An 18,349-nucleotide genomic window follows, 5' to 3' on the forward strand; every position below is an offset into this window, starting at 1 on the left:
CAGTGTGATCGGTCTCTGCCCCCGTCACTGATGTGGTCGGGTTCCGCCCCCGTTGTTGGTGTGATCGGGCCGCTCTGTCAGTGATGTGAGCGGAGTCCCGGTTGGTCACTGGTGTGATCGGTCTCCGCCCCATCACTGGTGTGAGTGGAATCCCGGTCGGCCACTGGTGTGATCAGGCTCCGTCCTCGTTATTGGTGTGGGCGGAGTCCCGCTCCGTCGCCGGCGTGACCTTGGGGTGCGGGCCAGACGGGGAGCAGCCGGACCTGGCCGTGGCCCAGCAGGAGCAGCGGGTCGAGATACAGGTCGTCACGGAGCAGGCCCCAGTGCAGGCAGGTGGCCGGGCAGTGACCGGGAACGTCCTGGACGGCACCGATCACCTCGCCCCGACCCACTGTCTGGCCGCGCCGTACCGACGGACGGACAGGCAGGTAGGTCGTCCGCAGGCCGTCGGCATGGAGGACGGTCACCACACCCCGCTCCGCGAGCGGCCCCGCGTAACCCACCGTCCCGGCTCCGGCTGCGTGAACCTCCGCTCCGGGTGCGGCGGCGAGATCGACCCCTCGGTGCCCGGCCAGCCAGGGTTGGGCCGGGGGTGCGAAGCCGCGGAGCACACGGGGCCGCCCGGCGAGCGGCCAGTCCCAACGGGCCCAGGGCTCGGGCGCTCCGCTCCCGCCGATCGGGCTGACCCGGCTGACCCGACTGACCCAGCTGACAGGGCCGATCGGGCCGATCGGGCCGTCCTGTGTCATGGCGCTGCGAGGGCCGCCGGCGCTGCCCTGGGTGCTCGGGTCGATGGTGCCGCCCTGGGCGGTGATGCCGTCTCTGCCGATCGGGTTGTGCGCACCCGCCGCCCCCGGTGCGGCGGACAGCAGCGCGGTCAGCAGGGCGGGCAGCGAGGCTCGGATCCCGAGGGCACGGAGAGGGTTCACGTTCCCGAGGATGAGAGATCCCCGTCGGCTCCGAGCGCGCCGAGCGGCATTCTGTGGACGGGCGCTCCCCGGCTGTGGACATCGACCGTTCCCCGTCCGGCCGCCATCGCACGGCACGCCGGCGGGTCCGCGTGAGGTCGGTGGGGTCGCGTGCCGTCGTACGGGAGCTCGTGGGGCCGTGTGGCGCGTAGATGGGGCTGCGCCGATATCGGTGGGTAGTCGTGTCGTCTCGTGGGATCTCACGAGGCCGTGTGGCACCCCGGTGGGTCCGCGCCCATGTAGGTGGGATCTCGTGGGGCCGTGGGGCGCGCCGGTGGGTCCGTGTGAGGTTGGTGGGTCTCGGGAGACGCCGTGTGGCTTGCCGGTGGGTCCGCGTGAGGTCGGTGGGGTCTCGGGAGACGCCGTGTGGCGTGGTGCGGCCGGGGGTGGGCGCGAGCGCCGCCGTACGGTGGCCGGGCCGGGCGTGTGGCGGTGCTGCCGAGGTGGGGAGCATCCGTCCTCCCGGCGGCGGGGCGGTCCCCGTAGCCTTGGGCGGTCCCCCGTAGCCTCGGGAAAGCAGTCCCCGTAGCCTCGGAAAAGGGGGACTGACGTGGAAGAACACGAGGTGGAAGAGCGGGTCGCCCTGCGCCGCACGCTCTCGGCCCGGGATCTGATCGTCTACGGGCTGCTGTTCATCGGGCCGTTGGCCCCGGTCGGCGTGTTCGGGGTGCTCGACGCCAAGAGCAACGGCGCGGTGGCTCTCGTCTACGTCATCGCGACGATCGCCATGGCCTTCACCGCCGTCTCATACGCGCAGATGTCGCGGGTGGTGCCGGAGGCGGGGTCGGTGTTCGCCTACGCGTCGGCTGGGCTGGGGCGCGGCGCCGGGTTCCTGGCCGGCTGGCTGGTGATGCTCGACTATCTGCTCATCCCCAGCGTGGCCTACCTGTTCTCCGGGATCGCGCTGCATGCGCTCTTCCCGGCCGTCCCGGCCTGGGCCTTCACGGCGCTGGCCTTCGTGGTGACCACGGCGCTGAACGTCTCCGGAGTGCGGCTGGCCGCCCGGGTGGGTCTGGTGGTGCTCCTCGCCGAGATCGTGGTGCTGGCCGTGTTCGTGGTCATGGCGGTGGCCGTGCTGATCGGCGAGGGTCCGGCCAGGCCGTGGCTGTCGCCGTTCACCGGGCTCGGGGGGACGACGACGGCCGCGGTGATCGGCGCCGTCTCGGTGGCGGTCCTGTCGTTCCTCGGCTTCGACGCCATCGCCTCCTTCGCCGAGGAGGCCAGCGGCGACTCCCGCCAGGTGGGCAGGGCGGTGCTGCTCTGCCTGGGGGTGGCCGGGCTGCTGTTCGTGCTCCAGAGCTATCTGGCCGGGGTGCTGGACCCGGTGCCCCCGGCGGAGCTGGCCGCGCACCCGGCCGCGCAGGGCACGGCGTTCTACGACGTGACCGGCGCGTCGGTCTCGCCCTGGCTGGCCACCCTGATGAAGATCGCCAAAGCGGTGGGCCCGGCGTTCGCCGCGATGGCCGCGGTGGCGGCGGCCGGACGGCTGCTGTACGGCATGGCCAGGGGCGGGGGGCTGCCTCACGGGCTGTCGGCGGTGGGCCCCAGGTCGGGGACGCCCAGGGTGGCGCTGCTCAGTGCCGGGGCGATCACCCTGGCGGTCTCCGTCTGGGCGGCGAGCCGGGACGACGGCCTCGATGTCCTGGTCTCGATCGTGGACATCGGCGCGCTGGCGGCGTTCGCGATGCTGCACGCCTCCGTGATCGGATATTTCCGGGTCCGGCGTGGGAGCCGGGACTGGTGGCGGCACCTGCTGGTGCCGGTGGCCGGCGGGCTGGTCGCGATCTGGATCATCGCCCTGGCCGCCCCCCTCGCCAAGCTCGTCGGACTGGTCTGGCTGGCCGCCGGCTTCATCGTGCTGGCTGTGCGGAGGAGTCGCGGAGCGGGGAGAACCAGATCCACGGGATCGTGAGCAGCACCCCGGCCGCGCAGATCCACAGCACCGGACGGAGCCCGAGCAGCTCGCCGAGCAGACCGCCGGTGAGGCTGCCCAGAGCGACGACGCCCTGGATCATGAAGGTCATCGTGGCGTTGACCCGGCCGCGCAGTTCGGCGGGGGCCTCGCGGAGGACGACGGCGCCGAAGCAGATGGAGAAGGCCACGATGGCCATACCGGTGACCAGCGTGCTGGCGGACATGAGAAGGAACTTCGCCCACGTCGGACCGGAGGCGAGGGCCGCGGCCACGAAGTCGACCGGGAAGAGCAGCACCGAGAGGACCAGCAGCCGGTTCTCGCCGTACCGCCGGGCCAGGCGCGGGGTGAGCGCGGCGCCGAGCAGGCCACCCACGCCGGCGAAGGCGGTGAGCGCGCCGACCAGCCCGGCGGGCAGGCCGAGCACGTTGAGCGAGTAGATCACGAACAGCGCGATGAAGGCGGGGCCGAAGAAGTTGATCGTCATTCCGCAGCCGGCGAGCGCGCGGAGCGTCGGGTGCCCGGCCACGCTGCGCAGACCTTCGCGGATCTCGGTCCACATGCCGCGCGGGGGAGCGGGAGTGTGGGCCTCGGGGGCCTTGATCGCCCGGATCAGGAACGCGGAGGCCAGGAACGACACCGCGTTGACCACGATCGCGAACGGCGCCGTGATCAGCTGGACGAGGAGCCCGGCGAGCCCGGGGCCGCCGACGCTCGCCAGGGAGTAGGCCGACTGGAAGCCGGCGAGCGCCTCGGTCCGCTGGCTGTCGTGCACCACCGCGACCATGTGCGGGAAGTTCACCGCGCGGAAGATCACCATGCAGGTCCCGACGGTGAACGCCACCGCGATCAGCCACGGCACGGTCAGCAGCCCGGCGATCCAGGCCAGCGGGATCGTGGCCATGGCGAGAGCCGAGACCACCTCGCAGCCGATCATGACCGGCCGGTGCCGCTTCAGCCGGTCGGCGACCGCGCCCGCCTGCAGCCCGATCAGCAGGTAGGGCAGCGAGGTCGCGGCGGCGAGCATGCCCATCTGGGCGGGGGAGGCGCCGAGCAGGGTGGCGGCGGTCAGCGGCACGGCCAGCCGGGAGACCTCGGTGCCGGTCTCGGAGACGGCGCGGGCGGACAGCAGCAGCCGGTAGTCACGCTGTTTGCGCAGGGGGAGGGGCTGGAACACGGGGATCACGCTACTTTCTGAAAGGAATCCTTCACAACTATGAAGATAATCCTTCATAGTTGTGAAGGCAATGCTTCAGATCTGAAATGGGTACGGTTTGCACATGACCGAGGCACGCAGGCCGCTCACCGATCCCATGGCGATGCGCGCGCTCGCCCATCCCGCGCGGCTCGCCATCCTGAACCGGCTCCAGACCGAGGGGCCCGCCACCGCGACCGACGTGGCCGAGGTCGTCGGCGTCACGCCGAGCGCGGCGAGCTACCACCTGCGCATGCTCGCCAAGTACGGCTTCGCCGAGGACGCTCCGGCGCGCGGCGACGGCAGGGAGCGCCTGTGGCGGGCCGCCCCCGGCGGGGGGCTGACCGTCAGCCCCGAGCCGGACGACCGGCCCGAGGTCCGGGCCGCGAAGGACCTGCTGATCAAGGCCGTGCGCGACCGGGCGGCCGACGAGGTGACCCGGGCGCTGGGCAACTTCGACCGAGAGCCCCCCGAGTGGCGGGCGGCATCGGTGTTCAGCCGGGCCCTCCTGCTGGTGGACGCCGAGGAGCTCAAGCGGCTCAGTGAGCAGATCGACGAGCTGATCGCCCCCTACCGGCTCACCACCCGGGAGCGGGAGCGGGCCCCGGCCGGCGCGCGGATCTCCGAAGCCCAGATCAGCCTCTTCCCGCACGCCGAGCGGAGGCCGCACGGGCTGCCCCGGGAGTGACCGGGCGCGGCGGCCGGCGCGCGGATCCCAGCCGGAAACGATCAGGAACGATAGGCCGGCCTTGACGTGCTGAGGTCAGGGCGAGGCCCGTCTACGGGTACACTTTTCGATGGCCTGCCACTCGTGGGCCGACTTCGCATGCCCCGTCAAGAGCCGTCCCCTCGGTCCGGGTGAGAGCCCAGCTGGAGCCGGCTCGGGGCATCAGGGCGACAGCCGCAGGCTGTCGCGTCAACCGAGATCAGCGCCCCGGCGGGCGCTCCGACCTGGAGGACAATCACATGTCCACCCCCGTCGTCACCATGCGACAGCTGCTCGAGAGCGGCGTTCACTTCGGTCACCAGACCCGTCGCTGGAACCCGAAGATGAAGCGCTTCATCTTCACCGAGCGCAACGGCATCTACATCATCGACCTGCAGAAGTCGCTGGCCTTCATCGACCGGGCCTACGACTTCGTCAAGGAGACCGTCGCGCACGGCGGCACGATCATGTTCATCGGCACGAAGAAGCAGGCCCAGGAGGCCATCGCCGAGCAGGCGGCCCGTGTCGGCATGCCGTATGTCAACCAGCGCTGGCTGGGTGGCATGCTCACCAACTTCTCCACCGTGCACAAGCGGCTTCAGCGTCTGAAGGAGCTCGAGGAGCTCGACTTCGACAACGTCGCCGCGTCGGGGCTCACCAAGAAGGAGCTCCTCATGCGCCGGCGTGAGAAGGAGAAGCTGGAGCGCACCCTCGGCGGTATCCGCGACATGTCCCGCGTCCCCAGCGCGGTGTGGGTCGTCGACACCAAGAAGGAGCACATCGGGATCAGCGAGGCCCGCAAGCTCAACATCCCGGTCGTCGCGATCCTCGACACCAACTGCGACCCGGACGAGGTCGACTACCCGATCCCGGGTAACGACGACGCCATCCGCGCCGTCGGCCTGCTGACCCGCGTCGTCGCCGACGCCGTCGCCGCCGGCCTCATGGCCCGCGCCGGCGCCAACCGCGGCGACGACAAGCCGGCCGTCGCCGGTGGCGCCGAGCCGCTGGCCGAGTGGGAGCAGGAGCTCCTCGCCGGCGCCGAGGCCGCTCCGGCCGCCGAGGCCCCGGCCGCCGAGGCTCCGGCCGCCGAGGCTCCGGCCGAGGCCGCCCCGGTCGCCGAGAACGACGCCGAGGCCGAGACCGCCGAGGCCGAGGGCACCGAGAAGCAGGCCTAGGCCCTTCCCGTACGGCCCAGCCGTACGGACCCGCAAGGCTCCTCCGGGTGGGTGCGCTCAGTCGAGGCACCCACCCGATCCACCCAGCCACCTGATCTCATGCCGACTTCTGAGATCAGTGATGATCCCCACGAGGAAAAGACAATGGCTTCCGTGAACATGGCCGACGTCAAGCGGCTTCGTGAGCTGACCGCCGCCGGCATGATGGACTGCAAGAAGGCTCTTGAGGAGTCCGAGGGCGACTTCGACCGCGCCGTCGAGCTCCTGCGCCTCAAGGGCGCCAAGGACGTGGGCAAGCGTGAGGCCCGCACCGCCTCCAACGGCCTGGTCGCCCTGAAGCAGTCCGGCGACTCCGCCGCCGCGCTGCTGGAGCTCAACTGCGAGACCGACTTCGTCGCCAAGGGTGAGCGCTTCCAGGAGCTCGCCGCCCAGGTCGTCGCGCACATCCTGGACACCAAGCCGGCCGACGTGCCCGCCCTGCTGGAGTCCGAGCTCGACGGCAAGTCCGTCAAGGAGCACCTCGACGAGGCCAACGCCGCGCTCGGCGAGAAGATCGAGATCCGCCGCTTCGCGGTGCTCGAGGGTGGCTTCATCGGCTCCTACATGCACAAGACCGACCCGCAGCTCCCGCCGGCGGTCGGCGTTCTCGTGCAGCTCGACAGCGCCAACGCCCAGGTCGCCAAGGATATCGCGCAGCACGCCGCCGCGATGGCTCCGAAGTACCTCGACGCCGACGCCGTCCCCGCCGACGTCATCGAGAAGGAGCGCGCGCTCTTCGAGGAGATGACCCGCGAGGAGGGCAAGCCCGAGGCCGCCATCGGCAAGATCGTCGACGGCCGCATCAACGGCTGGTACAAGGACTTCACCCTGCTGGAGCAGGCCTTCGTGAAGGACAACAAGAAGTCCATCGCGAAGTTCGCCGACGAGAACGGCGTCAAGGTGCAGGCCTTCGTCCGCTTCAAGGTCGGTCAGGCTTAGTCTTAACTCAGCTTCTCTCAGCAGCAGAGCACTAAACGAGGAGGCCGCCGCCGTGTCGGAGAACTCAGAACCCGCTACGTCGGCGGTTTCGTCGTATCCGGGCCCGCTCCGTTGGAAGCGGGTCATGTTGAAGCTGTCGGGCGAGGCGTTCGCCGGCAGAGAGCCGCAGGGCATCGACCCCGCTGTCGTCGGCCACCTGGCCGACTCGATCGCCGAGGCCGTCCGCAAGGGCGTGCAGGTCGCGGTCGTGGTCGGCGGTGGCAACATGTTCCGTGGCGCCGCCCTGTCCGCCGGCGGCATGGACCGCGCCAGGGCCGACTACATGGGCATGCTCGGCACCGTGATCAACTGCCTGGCCCTCCAGGACTTCCTGGAGAAGCGGGGCATCGAGACCCGCGTTCAGACGGCCATCACCATGCAGCAGGTCGCCGAGCCCTTCCTGCCCCGCCGCGCCATCCGCCACCTGGAGAAGGGGCGCGTGGTCATCTTCGGGGCCGGGCTCGGCTCGCCGTTCTTCTCCACCGACACCTGCGCCGCGCAGCGCGCGCTGGAGATCGGTGCCGAGGCGCTGCTCAAGGGCACTCAGGTGGACGGCGTCTACGACGACGACCCCCGGAAGAACCCCGACGCCGTCCGGTTCGACCACCTCGAATATGGTGAGGTGCTGACCCGCGGCCTCGGTGTCATGGATGCCACCGCCATCAGCCTGTGCATGGACAACGGCCTGCCCATCGTGGTCTTCGACCTCATGGGCGAGGGCAACATCCTCCGGGCGGTGCACGGTGAGAAGATCGGCACGCTGGTGAGTCCGGCAGGGAAATAGGGAGCGAGCCTGACGTAGCGAGTGGAGTGGTACGCGACGGAGGAGCGTCCCGCGAAGCGAGTGAGCAAATGGTGAGTGACCGAGAAGACAGGGAGCCGCTGTGATCGACGATACCCTCCTCGAAGCCGAGGAAAAGATGGACAAGGCAGTGTCGGTGGCGAAGGACGACTTCGCCGGTATCCGCACGGGCCGTGTCACCCCGTCGATGTTCAACAAGATCAGCGCTGAGTACTACGGGACGCCCACGCCCATTCAGCAGCTGGCCTCGTTCCACGTCCCCGAGGCTCGCATGGTCATCATCCAGCCCTTCGACAAGGGCTCGATGGCCGCGATCGAGAAGGCGATCCGCAACTCCGATCTCGGTGTGAACCCCGGTAACGACGGTCAGGTCATCCGTGTGGCCTTCCCCGAGCTGTCGGAGGAGCGCCGCAAGGAATACATCAAGGTCGCCCGGAACAAGGCGGAGCAGTCCAGGGTCTCCATCCGCAACATCCGCCGCAGCGCCAAGGATGTCCTCGACAAGCTGGTCAAGGACAGCGAGGCCGGCGAGGACGAGGTGCGTCGCGCCGAGAAGGAGCTCGACGACCTCACCCAGAAGCACGTTGCCAAGATCGACGAGCTGCTCAAGCACAAGGAAGCCGAGCTGCTCGAAGTCTGAGCCCCTCATCCTTGTCTCGCGCGGAGGTCCGCGCGGGACAAGGATTTTGTGTATGAGAGTAGGACCCCCTTGGAATCTGCGGCGGGCGGCAGCCGTACCGGCCGGAATCTTCCCGTCGCGATCGCGGTGGGCGCCGGACTGGGAGCTGTGGCCATCGGCTCCCTCTACTTCGTCGAGGAGCTCTTCCTCGCCGTGGTGATCGCGGCGGTGGGCGTCGGTGTGACCGAACTGGTCAAGTCGTTCGCCGCCAGGGACATCAACGTCCCGCTGATCCCGGTCCTGGCCGGGATGGCCGCCATGATCGGCGGCGCCTACTGGGGCGGGCCCGCGTGGCTGGTCGGCGTCTTCGCGATGACCGTGCTCGTGCTGATGATGTGGCGGATGTTCCAGGGCACCGAGGGCTACGTCCGCGACATGACCGCGACCGTCCTGGTCGTGGTCTACCCCTCGTTGCTCGCCGGATTCGTGGCGCTGCTGCTCGCGCATCCGCTCGACGGCCCCGACCGGGTGGTCGTCTTCATCGCCACCACGGTCGCGAGTGACATAGGCGGATATTTCGCAGGAATTTCCTTCGGCAAGCACAAGATGTCCCCGCTGATCAGCCCGAAGAAGACCTGGGAGGGCTTCGCCGGGTCGGCGCTGGCGTGCATGGCCGTGGGCGGCTGGCTGGTGGCGTGGCTGCTGGACGGTGCCGTCTGGAAGGGCGTGCTGATCGGCGCCGTCGTGGTGGTCTTCGCCACGCTCGGCGACCTGGTCGAGTCAGTGATCAAGCGGGACCTCGGCGTCAAGGACATGGGCACCCTGCTGCCCGGCCACGGCGGTCTGATGGACCGGCTCGACTCCCTCGTCGCCGCGCTGATCCCGGTCTGGGCGCTGCTCTCCCTGCTCGTCTGACGCCCTCCGGGACCCGCCGGTCATCCCGCCCGGATGAGCCGGTCGGCCGACAGCCGGGGGAGCAGCGCCCGGTAGCCGTGCTCGGCGACCAGGTGCAGCTCGTCGGCGGTGATCGGGACCAGCCAGAGCCACTGCACGGCGTCTCCGCCGAAGGTGAAGCCCGACAGGTCCGGCAGACCCGGCAGCCCGGTCAGCATGACGACGCCGCTGTAGGCGGGGCCGAGCGGGAACGTCTCCGGCCGGTGATACCACTTCGCGGTGTGGCCGTGGCCCAGCCAGGTGACCGAGTGCCACGGATACTGGCCCAGCCACAGGAACAGCCGGGCGGCGTCCCGCGCGTCGCCGGAGGTGGCGACGGCGAGCTCCACCCGGGCGTAGGCGTCCGGGCGGTCGATGTACTGCTCCACGGTGGGCATCCGCTGGCAGCTCATCCCCACCGTGGACAGGACCGTGTGCTCCCGCCCGGGCTCCGGCGGCCGTTCGGTGATGCCGACCGTGGGCAACCGGTCGCCCCCGGCGTCCCAGAACCGGCCCGCGCTCCCCACCGCCCGGTCCAGATGGCCCATCACGAACTGCTGGAAGGAGGCCCAGGCGCCGTCGCTGCCCCGCCAGTCCCAGTAGGCGCGGGCCTTGGCCAGCCGGAGGTCCAGGCTCTCGCGGGCCTCATCCAGCGACCAGGCGAGAGGTGATTCGCCCACCGCGTCACGGGAGTAGCCCGGCATGCCCCTGCCCGTGTCCGCCCAACCAGGAATGACGGCGAGCAGTCCGTCGTTCTCGTACAGGGCGACGCCGTCGCCCTCCTCGAACCACAGCGGTCGCAGCGTGCCCAGCGGGGGCCTGCCGTCGGGGTGCCGGGTGTTCGCCCGGGGCGCCGTCGGAGGCAGCCCGGAGTTCAGGCGGTCCAGGTCGATCACCGCCGGAGCCGGGCCGTGGTTGGCCAGCCATACCGCTCCGTGCACAATGCCTCCGGCCCCGCACAGGTAAGCTACCGAGGAAGTCTCGTCGCGTTCGACCACCAGGGTGCGGCTCCCGTAGGGATTGATGTCGGTGAGCACAACCTCGACGCCGTCTCCCCGCTCGCCTGAGGGGCGGATTGTCGCCATACCTCCGGACTCTAGATCAGAGTCGACTACCGCTTCGAGTAACCGTTGAGAGAAGGCGTTGGACTTGTCGACTGTCAGCCCGTCCGGGACCCCCGCACCCGGCCAGCTCACCTTCGTGGCGCCTCGCAGGGCGAAGCCCGCGCGTCACCTGGCCGACCTGACCATGGCCGAGCGGCGGACGGCCGTCGCCGAGCTGGGTGAGAAACCCTTCCGCGCCGACCAGCTCTCCCGGCACTACTTCGACAAGTTCAACGGCGATCCCGAGCTCATGACGGACCTGCCGGCCACGGCCAGGGAGAAGATCGCCACCGCGCTGTTCCCCAAGCTGCTGACCTCGGTCCGGGAGATGACGACCGACGGCGGCACCACCCGTAAGACACTGTGGCGGCTGTTCGACGGCGCGCTGGTCGAGTCGGTCCTCATGCGTTACACCGACCGCACCACCATGTGCGTGTCCTCCCAGGCGGGCTGCGGCATGAACTGCCCGTTCTGCGCCACCGGCCAGGCCGGTCTGACCCGCAACATGACCACCGCCGAGATCGTCGAGCAGGTCGTCGCCGGTGCGCGGGCCCTGGCCGCCGGCGAGGTCCCCGGCGGTCCCGGCCGGGTCAGCAACGTGGTCTTCATGGGCATGGGCGAGCCGCTGGCCAACTACAAGGCCGTGATCGGCGCCGTGCGCCGGCTGGTCGAGCCCTCGCCCTCCGGCCTGGGCATCTCCGCCCGGGGCGTCACGGTCTCCACCGTCGGCCTGGTCCCCGCGATCGGCAAGCTCGCCGCCGAGGGCCTGCCGGTGACGCTGGCGCTGTCCCTGCACGCGCCCGACGACGAGCTCCGCGACACCCTGGTGCCGATCAACACCCGCTGGAAGGTCGCCGAGGTCCTCGACGCGGCCTGGGACTACGCGGCCAAGACCAAGCGCCGCGTCTCCATCGAGTACGCCCTGATCAAGGACATCAACGACCAGGAGTGGCGGGCCGACCTGCTCGGCAAGCTCATCAAGAACAAGCTGGTGCACGTCAACCTGATCCCGCTCAACCCGACCCCGGGCTCGAAGTGGACGGCCTCCCGCCCCGAGGACGAGCGGGCCTTCGTCCGCCGCCTGGAGTTCCACGGCGTCCCGGTGACCGTCCGCGACACCCGGGGCCGCGAGATCGACGGCGCCTGCGGCCAGCTCGCCGCCGCCGAGTAGCCCGCCGCCCAGGCGGCCCGCCGTACGGCTGCCGCCGCCGGCGGCGCGTCGCGACGGACACCGACGGCCGGCCGCGGCGGTCCTGCGGGCGGCGGACACCGCCGGAGCCGGGGGCCGCCGCCGGGCGCTCAGGGACGGGTACGGCGCAGCCGTACGTAGACGGTCATGCCCGCCACCGACCAGAACAGCGCCGCGGCGGCGAGCGCGAGCAGGGCCCCGCTGAGCGTGCCGGCGTTCGCCGCGCGCATCCACGGCATGATCGGCACCGTGAAACGGCCCGCCGGGGTGAGGCTGACCAGCAGCAGAACGAGATAGCCGCCGAACAGGGCCAGCATCGAGACGGCGGGGGAGGGCAGGATCGGCCTGCTGGTCAGCGCGCCCAGTGCCGTCCCGACGCTCAGGCCGAGCAGGTGCAGCACGGCGCCCTGGACCAGGTCGACCGGTGCGGGCGTGGCGGCGAAGCCGACGGCCAGCGGGACCGCGACCGCCGTCGCCGCCATCGCGAGGTTGACGATGAGGGCGGCGAGCAGCCCGGCGCCGACCTCCCGGCCGGGCCGGCCGGCCGCGGTCATCGAGATCAGCCGCTGTGTCGCCGGCTCGGTGTCGAGCAGCCCCCGGGCCGCCCAGGCGAAGACGAGGATGAGCAGCCCGGCCGAGTCGGCGTAGGAGGACAGCTCCTTGCCCGGCGGGACCGTCGAGGAGTAGAAGACGGCCAGCATCGCCAGCAGTCCGATGATCGGCTGGAACAGCCGGTGCGACCGGGCGTAGGCGGCCAGCTTGAAACGGACGAGGGGCGTCATCGGCGTCTCCCGGACAGGTGCTGGACGCCGGCGCGTCGGGGCGGGATCACTGGTGTCTCCGGGTATGCGGCGGGTGCCGGAGGGCTGCGAAGGCGCCCGGCCGGGAGACGGCGCCGCCGCTCGGAGGAGGCTTCCCGGCCGTCACTGGAGGCGCCTGGTGGTGTAGCCGTCGGCGCGGAGCTTCTGCTCGATCTCCTCGGCCTCGGCGGCGTCCACGAGCACCTCGATGACCGCCTGCCGTGGCCGGTCCCCGGCCTGGGTGGTGATCGCGCCGGCGGCGACCAGCCAGTGGTCGGCGCCGGGGAAGTCCTGGAGCTGGTTCTGGTGGTCGCTGACCACGACCGTCCCGCCGGCGGCGGCGATCTCGCCGATGATCACGGGGAGCTCGGTGCGGGTCTGCTCGTCCAGCCCGGCGAAGGGTTCGTCCAGGATCAGCAGGCCGGGCGGGACCAGCAGCGCCTGGATCAGCCCGATCTTCTGCGCGCTGCCCTTGGACAGGTCACCGAGCGGCTGGGACAGCAGGTGGGTGGCGTTCAGCCGGCCGGCCAGCTCCTCGGCGGAGGCGGCGGAGATGCCCCGGATCCTGGCCATGTGGGCCAGGTAGGCGGTGACGGTGAACGGCTGGTCCACGGGGAAGACGTCGGGGGCGTAGCCGACGACACGGGGCCGATCGGTGATCGAACCCCGGGACGGAGGGATGATCCCGGCGAGCAGGCGCAGCAGCGTGGACTTGCCCGCGCCGTTGCGCCCGGTGACCTCGACGACGGAGCCCGGGCGGAGCGCGAGCTCGACGTCCCGCAGGATCCAGGGGGCACGGCGTGAATATCGGAAGGACACCTCGGAAAGGCGCATAGGCGGTCACCTTACCGCGATCACTCGCTTTACCAGCCGTGTCCGATCACAATGATGAACATCGCGGACGGGACGGGAGGGATCCGGGGTTGAACCGTTTTCCACGGGTGCTGGGGGTGCGTGCCGGATATGACCCCGACCAGGTGGATGCCCTGATCCGCCGGATCGAGGGCACCCTCGGCAGGGGCTCCCTGGACGGTGAGCCGATCACCGCGGATGAGATCCGCGACGCGCGCTTCCGCACGAAGCTCGGCGGTTACAACGAGATGGCCGTGGACTTCGCGCTGGAGGCGTTCATCGTGGCGGTCGAGACCCGGGCCGCCGGGAACGGCGGGCCGGTGCCCGTCCGTCCGCGCCCGGCCCCGCAGCCACCGCCCTCGTCCGCCGCCGAGGACCCGTGGCCCGGCAGCGCCCTGTCCGCAGACGTTCCCGCGTCCGCCGGTGCTTCCCCGGTCTCCGGTGGTCCTGCGTCCGCCGGTGCTGCTCCGGTCGCCGGAGGTCCCCCGACCGCCGGCGCTCCCTCGCCCGCCGATGCCTCTCCGCCCGCCGGTGATTCCGGGCCCGCCGGTTCCGGGCCGGCTGCCGGAGACGCGTGGGCCGGTGATCTCCCGGCGGAGGGCGAGGAGGTGTCCGCCGAGTGGCCGGGAAGGCTTCCGACCCCTGAGGAGCAGGCGGCCTGGATCGAGCGGGCCGCCTTCCGGGCCGGGCGGCTGGGCATGGGCTACAACGAGGACCAGGTGGACGCCTTCCTCGACCGGGTCGTCGCCACCCTGCGTGGCACCACCGACCAGCCTGTCACCCCCGGTGACGTGCGCGCGGCCAGGTTCGCCACGGTGATGCTCCGGCCCGGCTACGCCGTCGGCGAGGTGGACGAGTTCCTCACCGGCGTCGCCGACGTCCTGGAGGCGCACCTCAGCCGGTGAACCGGCTCCGCCCTCCCAGGCTCCGCCCTTCCCGGCTCCCGCCCTCCCCAACTCCCGGCCCCGTCCTTCCCGGTGGCGTCGGCCCGTCCCTCCTCCGGGGCGTCTCAGTCGGTGAGGCCGAGCTGTCCGGCGGCCCGGACCGCCAGCCACACCTCGGCGAACGCCCCGGTGGACGACAGGTCGCGGCCGGTCAGCGCGGTGAACCTGCGCAGCCGGTAGGCCAGCGTGTTGGGGTGGATGTGCAGCGCCGCCGCCGCGTCCTCGGTGCGCCGGTCCCGCTCCATCCAGGTGCGGACCGAGGCGAGCAGCCGGGAGTCGTGGGCCGCGTCGTAGCGGAGCACCTCGCCGAGCACGTGCTCCACGAGCGCGGCCAGCACCGACGGGTCCTCGGGCAGCCACCGTCCGGTGGTGTCGTCGCCGTAGCGGATCAGCGGCTGGCCGGACTCGGCGGCCCGGGAGGCCGCCCAGGCCGCCTCCCGCCGGGCCACCCGCAGCGACGTCCCGGCGGGGAACGGCCTGCTCATCCCGGCCGCGGCGGCGGGCAGGGCGGCGACGGCCGTACCCAGCTCCGCCGAGCCGAGCACGTGGCGGTCGTCGCCCCGGCGGAGCAGGAGGCAGGGGCGGTCGTCGAGGGCGCGCAGCAGCGCGTCGTCGGTCACGCCGCGGACCGTCAGCAGGACGAGCTCCTCGGCGGGCAGGCCCAGCCGGATCAGCCGCCGCCGGGCCGTGGCCGGGTCGAGCACGTCCTGCAGCAGCTCGGCGAGGATCTCGGCGCCCTCGCGCCGGAGCGTCTCTCGCTCGTGACGGACCATCGCGACCTGTAGCGCGGCGACGGTGGCGATGTGCTGCACCACGGCCAGCCCGGCCGGGCGCGCGCCCTCCCGCTCGAAGGCGACCAGGAACCCGGCGGGGCCGCCCGGGGCGGGCACCGGCAGCGCGAAGCCGCCGGGGATCGTCGGGGGAGCGTCCGCCGACGCCGGCAGCGTCCCGAGGTCGGGCACCGGGACGCCGGGCAGCAGCGGACGCCCCTGCGGCGTGCACAGATACACCTCGTAGCCGGACAGGCGCTCCAGCCGGCGGAACAGCGTCGCGGTGTCCAGGTCCTCCGAGGCCAGCCAGCGCAGCGCGCCGAACACCTGCAACTGCGCGCCGAGCCGCTGCCGGGCGTCCTCCTGCACCGCCGCCGCCACCTCCTGGGCGATGGCGATGAACGGCACCGCCAGCGGCACTTCGAGCACCGGCATGCTCCGCTCCTCGGCCGCCGCGAAGAACGCCTCGTGTAGCGGCGGCACGTGGAGCTGGGCCGACAGGGCCAGCCCGGACACCCCGGCGTCGTCGAGCCGTTCGAGGTAGGCCCGCTGCCGCGCGGCGGAGCGGGGGATCGCCAGGCCCGTCGTCATGATCACCTCGGCGCCGAGCAGCCAGGGCGTGGGGTCGTCGAGCTCGCTGACGTGCGCCCAGGACACCGACCGGGCCAGCCCGGCCTCACCGGCGATGACGCGTAGCTGCAGGGCGGGGAAGCGGGTCAGCTCCTCGACCGTGAGTCTGTGTTCGGCCACAAGAAACACCGTAACGCTTCGTTGTTCACACAATTGCATACAGTGGGCGAAACATCGCAGACTGACCCAAACATCTCGCTGACCAGCTCTTTCGTGAAAGGACCGAGCCGCATGACCGAACCTCGGGGGCCCGTCGACTCCTCCCGCGTCCCGCGTTTCGCCGGCCCGGCCACCTTCGCGCGGCTGCCGCGGCTGGACGAGGTCGGCCGCTGCGACGTGGCCGTGGTCGGGGTGCCGTTCGACAGTGGGGTCTCCTACCGCCCCGGCGCCCGCTTCGGCCCCTCGGCCGTCCGCGAGGCCAGCCGGCTGCTCCGGCCGTACCACCCGGGTCTGGACGTCTCGCCGTTCGCCGCCGTGCAGGTGGCCGACGCCGGGGACATCGCCTGCAACCCGTTCGACATCGGTGAGGCGGTCGAGACGATCGAGCACGCCGCCGGCGAGCTCCAGGACGCCGGGGCCAGGCTGGTGACGATCGGCGGCGACCACACGATCGCGCTGCCGCTGCTGCGCTCCCTGGCCCGCAGGCACGGCCCGGTGGCGCTGCTCCACTTCGACGCCCACCTCGACACCTGGGACACCTACTTCGGCGCCGAGTACACCCACGGCACGCCGTTCCGCCGGGCCGTCGAGGAGGGCATCCTCGACACCGAGGCGGTCGGTCACGTCGGCACGCGCGGCCCGCTGTACGGCAAGAAGGACCTCGAAGACGACAGGCGCATGGGCTTCGGCATCGTGACCTCGGCCGACGTGATGCGCCGGGGCGTGGACGAGGTCGTCGACGCGCTCCGGCAGCGGATCGGTGACCGGCCGCTGTATCTGTCCATCGACATCGACGTGCTCGACCCCGCGCACGCCCCCGGCACCGGCACCCCGGAGGCGGGCGGCCTGACCAGCCGCGAGCTGCTGGAGATCCTGCGCGGCCTGGCCGGGACCAACCTGGTCGGGGCCGACGTGGTCGAGGTCGCTCCCGCCTACGACCACGCCGAGATCACCTCGGTGGCCGCCTCCCACGTCGCCTACGACCTCGTCAGCCTGCTGGCGCTGTCCGCGCCCTCCCCGGAGAAGACCCCATGAGCGACGCCCCGTCCATCACCGAGATCGAGCAGCACGGCGTCGAGCGCATCCCGGACGCCGACCGCACGGCCCGCCCGATCGACCTTTTCCGCCTGGCGTTCGGCGGCGCGAACACCTTCGCCACCTGCGTGCTCGGCGCCTTCCCCATCCTGTTCGGTCTCTCCTTCTGGCAGGGGCTCGCGGCGACCGTGCTGGGCCTGGTGGTCGGCTCGCTGATCCTCGCGCCGCTGGCCGTCTTCGGCCCGGTGAACGGCACCAACAACGCCGTCTCCTCCTCGGCGCACCTGGGGGTGCACGGCCGCGTCGTCGGTTCGTTCCTCTCCCTGCTCACCGCGATCGCCTTCTTCTCGATCTCGGTCTGGTCCTCCGGCGACGCCCTGGTCGGCGGCGCGCACCGGCTGGTCGGGCTGCCGGAGTCGGACTTCTCCTACGGCCTGGCGTACGCGCTGTTCGCCGGGCTGGTGCTGGTCGTCTGCGTGTACGGCTTCCGCTTCATGCTGCTGGTCAACAAGATCGCGGTGGCGGCGGCCTCGGTGCTGTTCGTGCTCGGCGTCCTCGCCTTCGCCGGTGACTTCGACCCGTCCTACCCGGGGGTGTTCGCCTCCACGGCGGACCCGGCGTTCTGGCCGTCGTTCATCGGCGCCGCCCTGATCGTGCTCTCCAACCCGATCTCCTTCGGCGCTTTCCTCGGCGACTGGTCGCGTTACATCCCCGCCGCGACCCCGCGCACCCGGGTGATGGGCGCGGCGTTCCTGGCCCAGCTCGCCACGCTCCTGCCGTTCCTCTTCGGCCTGGCCACCGCGTCGATCATCGCGACCAAGGCCGCCGACTACGTCGACCCGGCCGCCCCGAACTACGTCGGCGGCCTGCTGGCGGTCTCACCCGCGTGGTACTTCCTGCCGGTCTGCCTCATCGCCCTGATCGGCGGCATGTCCACCGGCACCACCGCGCTGTACGGCACCGGCCTGGACTTCTCCAGCGTCTTCCCGCGCTTCACCCGAGTGCAGGCGACGGTGTTCATCGGCGTGCTGTCGATCGGCTTCATCTTCCTCGGCCGCTTCGCGCTCAACCTGACCCAGAGCATCTCCACCTTCGCCACCCTGATCATCACCTGCACCGCCCCCTGGATGGTGATCATGATGCTCGGCTACGTGACGCGCCGGGGCTGGTACGACCCCGAGGCCCTGCAGGTCTTCAACCGCCGCCAGCGCGGCGGGCGCTACTGGTTCACCCACGGCTGGAACTGGCGGGGCATGGCCGCCTGGCTCCTCGCCGCGGCCATGGCCATCCTGTCGGTCAACATCCCCGGGCAGTTCGTCGGCCCGCTCGGCGACCTCGCCGGCGGCGTCGACATCTCCCTCCCCCTGGGGCTGGCGACCGCGGCCGTGCTCTATCTGGTGCTGCTGGCGCTCTTCCCCGAGCCTCGCGGGGTCTACGGCCCGGCCGGGCCACGCATGGTCCGCGCCTCCGACGCCGAGGTCCCGGCCATCACCGGCGCCGCCGCGCCGCCGCTGGCCGCCGAGCAGGTCTGAGTCCG

17 protein-coding genes are annotated in these 18,349 nt (G+C 71.5%); 11 read left to right on the forward strand and 6 right to left on the reverse strand.

What is annotated here, in order from left to right; genetic code table 11:
- Window positions 1–188 precede the first annotated feature (188 nt).
- Window positions 189–929 carry a murein hydrolase activator EnvC family protein gene (locus J2S55_RS00995; protein WP_306856617.1) on the reverse strand — a complete coding sequence of 247 codons (741 nt, stop codon included), beginning with the start codon at window positions 927–929 and terminating at the stop codon, window positions 189–191.
- 589 nt (window positions 930–1,518) lie between these two features.
- Here J2S55_RS00995 and J2S55_RS01000 point away from each other — a divergent pair.
- On the forward strand, window positions 1,519–2,880 hold the full coding sequence (locus J2S55_RS01000; RefSeq protein WP_306856618.1) for an APC family permease: 1,362 nt from the start codon (window positions 1,519–1,521) through the stop codon (window positions 2,878–2,880).
- Here J2S55_RS01000 and J2S55_RS01005 read toward each other — a convergent pair.
- Window positions 2,819–4,057: an MFS transporter gene (locus tag J2S55_RS01005; protein ID WP_306856619.1), complete on the reverse strand. Its 1,239-nt coding sequence runs from the start codon at window positions 4,055–4,057 to the stop codon at window positions 2,819–2,821. The genes J2S55_RS01000 and J2S55_RS01005 overlap by 62 nt on opposite strands.
- Before the next feature lie 103 nt (window positions 4,058–4,160).
- Between J2S55_RS01005 and J2S55_RS01010 the strand changes: the two genes are divergently transcribed.
- The 6 genes from J2S55_RS01010 (at window position 4,161) to J2S55_RS01035 (ending at window position 9,312) form a co-directional block, all read left to right on the forward strand.
- Window positions 4,161–4,763 carry an ArsR/SmtB family transcription factor gene (locus tag J2S55_RS01010; protein ID WP_306856620.1) on the forward strand — a complete coding sequence of 201 codons (603 nt, stop codon included), beginning with the start codon at window positions 4,161–4,163 and terminating at the stop codon, window positions 4,761–4,763.
- 278 nt (window positions 4,764–5,041) lie between these two features.
- Window positions 5,042–5,959: a 30S ribosomal protein S2 gene (rpsB, locus tag J2S55_RS01015; RefSeq protein ID WP_306856621.1), complete on the forward strand. Its 918-nt coding sequence runs from the start codon at window positions 5,042–5,044 to the stop codon at window positions 5,957–5,959.
- A 144-nt stretch (window positions 5,960–6,103) separates the two neighbouring features.
- Window positions 6,104–6,937: a translation elongation factor Ts gene (gene tsf, locus J2S55_RS01020; protein ID WP_306856622.1), complete on the forward strand. Its 834-nt coding sequence runs from the start codon at window positions 6,104–6,106 to the stop codon at window positions 6,935–6,937.
- 124 nt (window positions 6,938–7,061) lie between these two features.
- The gene (pyrH, locus tag J2S55_RS01025; RefSeq protein WP_306856623.1) at window positions 7,062–7,760 is read left to right on the forward strand and encodes a UMP kinase; all 699 of its coding nucleotides are present in this window, start codon (window positions 7,062–7,064) and stop codon (window positions 7,758–7,760) included.
- A 100-nt stretch (window positions 7,761–7,860) separates the two neighbouring features.
- Window positions 7,861–8,418, forward strand: coding sequence for a ribosome recycling factor (gene frr / locus J2S55_RS01030; protein WP_306856624.1), 558 nt, complete (start codon window positions 7,861–7,863; stop codon window positions 8,416–8,418).
- A gap of 69 nt (window positions 8,419–8,487) precedes the next feature.
- Entirely contained in the window at window positions 8,488–9,312 is an 825-nt protein-coding gene (locus J2S55_RS01035) for a phosphatidate cytidylyltransferase (RefSeq protein ID WP_306856625.1), read from the forward strand.
- 20 nt (window positions 9,313–9,332) lie between these two features.
- Here J2S55_RS01035 and J2S55_RS01040 read toward each other — a convergent pair whose 3' ends face one another.
- Complete coding sequence (locus J2S55_RS01040; RefSeq protein WP_306856626.1) at window positions 9,333–10,415, reverse strand: suppressor of fused domain protein; 1,083 nt, start codon at window positions 10,413–10,415, stop codon at window positions 9,333–9,335.
- Window positions 10,416–10,479: 64 nt separating this feature from the next.
- Here J2S55_RS01040 and rlmN point away from each other — a divergent pair, with 64 nt between their 5' ends.
- Window positions 10,480–11,604, forward strand: coding sequence for a dual-specificity RNA methyltransferase RlmN (gene rlmN, locus J2S55_RS01045; protein ID WP_306856627.1), 1,125 nt, complete (start codon window positions 10,480–10,482; stop codon window positions 11,602–11,604).
- Between the two features lie 128 nt (window positions 11,605–11,732).
- Here the strand turns inward: rlmN and J2S55_RS01050 are convergent, their stop codons facing one another.
- Together J2S55_RS01050 and J2S55_RS01055 are read right to left on the reverse strand one after the other, a co-directional pair.
- On the reverse strand, window positions 11,733–12,404 hold the full coding sequence (locus J2S55_RS01050; protein ID WP_306856628.1) for a hypothetical protein: 672 nt from the start codon (window positions 12,402–12,404) through the stop codon (window positions 11,733–11,735).
- Window positions 12,405–12,545: 141 nt separating this feature from the next.
- A complete protein-coding gene (locus J2S55_RS01055) occupies window positions 12,546–13,256 on the reverse strand; it encodes an ATP-binding cassette domain-containing protein (RefSeq protein ID WP_306856629.1) in 711 nt (236 codons plus the stop codon).
- A gap of 89 nt (window positions 13,257–13,345) precedes the next feature.
- Here J2S55_RS01055 and J2S55_RS01060 point away from each other — a divergent pair, with 89 nt between their 5' ends.
- Window positions 13,346–14,179 carry a DivIVA domain-containing protein gene (locus J2S55_RS01060; protein ID WP_306856630.1) on the forward strand — a complete coding sequence of 278 codons (834 nt, stop codon included), beginning with the start codon at window positions 13,346–13,348 and terminating at the stop codon, window positions 14,177–14,179.
- A gap of 104 nt (window positions 14,180–14,283) precedes the next feature.
- Here the strand turns inward: J2S55_RS01060 and J2S55_RS01065 are convergent, their stop codons facing one another.
- Window positions 14,284–15,738, reverse strand: a complete 1,455-nt coding sequence (locus J2S55_RS01065) for a PucR family transcriptional regulator (protein ID WP_306856631.1) — start codon at window positions 15,736–15,738, stop codon at window positions 14,284–14,286.
- A 111-nt stretch (window positions 15,739–15,849) separates the two neighbouring features.
- Between J2S55_RS01065 and speB the strand changes: the two genes are divergently transcribed.
- Together speB and J2S55_RS01075 are read left to right on the forward strand one after the other, a co-directional pair.
- The gene (gene speB / locus J2S55_RS01070; protein ID WP_306856632.1) at window positions 15,850–16,812 is read left to right on the forward strand and encodes an agmatinase; all 963 of its coding nucleotides are present in this window, start codon (window positions 15,850–15,852) and stop codon (window positions 16,810–16,812) included.
- A complete protein-coding gene (locus tag J2S55_RS01075) occupies window positions 16,809–18,344 on the forward strand; it encodes a purine-cytosine permease family protein (RefSeq protein WP_306856633.1) in 1,536 nt (511 codons plus the stop codon). Before speB ends, J2S55_RS01075 begins: the two co-directional genes overlap by 4 nt.
- Window positions 18,345–18,349: the final 5 nt, after the last annotated feature.

Origin of the sequence: Streptosporangium brasiliense, assembly GCF_030811595.1 — a bacterium.
Classification (GTDB): domain Bacteria; phylum Actinomycetota; class Actinomycetes; order Streptosporangiales; family Streptosporangiaceae; genus Streptosporangium; species Streptosporangium brasiliense.

What these genes read in the sequence shown, in the direction of transcription:
- J2S55_RS01040 (WP_306856626.1), bottom strand. Translation starts at nt 10,415, where the DNA reads ATGGCGACAATCCGCCCCTCAGGCGAGCGGGGAGACGGCGTCGAGGTT.
- J2S55_RS01050 (WP_306856628.1), bottom strand. Translation starts at nt 12,404, where the DNA reads ATGACGCCCCTCGTCCGTTTCAAGCTGGCCGCCTACGCCCGGTCGCAC.
- speB (WP_306856632.1), top strand. Translation starts at nt 15,850, where the DNA reads ATGACCGAACCTCGGGGGCCCGTCGACTCCTCCCGCGTCCCGCGTTTC.
- J2S55_RS01010 (WP_306856620.1), top strand. Translation starts at nt 4,161, where the DNA reads ATGACCGAGGCACGCAGGCCGCTCACCGATCCCATGGCGATGCGCGCG.
- J2S55_RS01075 (WP_306856633.1), top strand. Translation starts at nt 16,809, where the DNA reads ATGAGCGACGCCCCGTCCATCACCGAGATCGAGCAGCACGGCGTCGAG.
- pyrH (WP_306856623.1), top strand. Translation starts at nt 7,062, where the DNA reads ATGTTGAAGCTGTCGGGCGAGGCGTTCGCCGGCAGAGAGCCGCAGGGC.
- tsf (WP_306856622.1), top strand. Translation starts at nt 6,104, where the DNA reads ATGGCTTCCGTGAACATGGCCGACGTCAAGCGGCTTCGTGAGCTGACC.
- rpsB (WP_306856621.1), top strand. Translation starts at nt 5,042, where the DNA reads ATGTCCACCCCCGTCGTCACCATGCGACAGCTGCTCGAGAGCGGCGTT.
- J2S55_RS01055 (WP_306856629.1), bottom strand. Translation starts at nt 13,256, where the DNA reads ATGCGCCTTTCCGAGGTGTCCTTCCGATATTCACGCCGTGCCCCCTGG.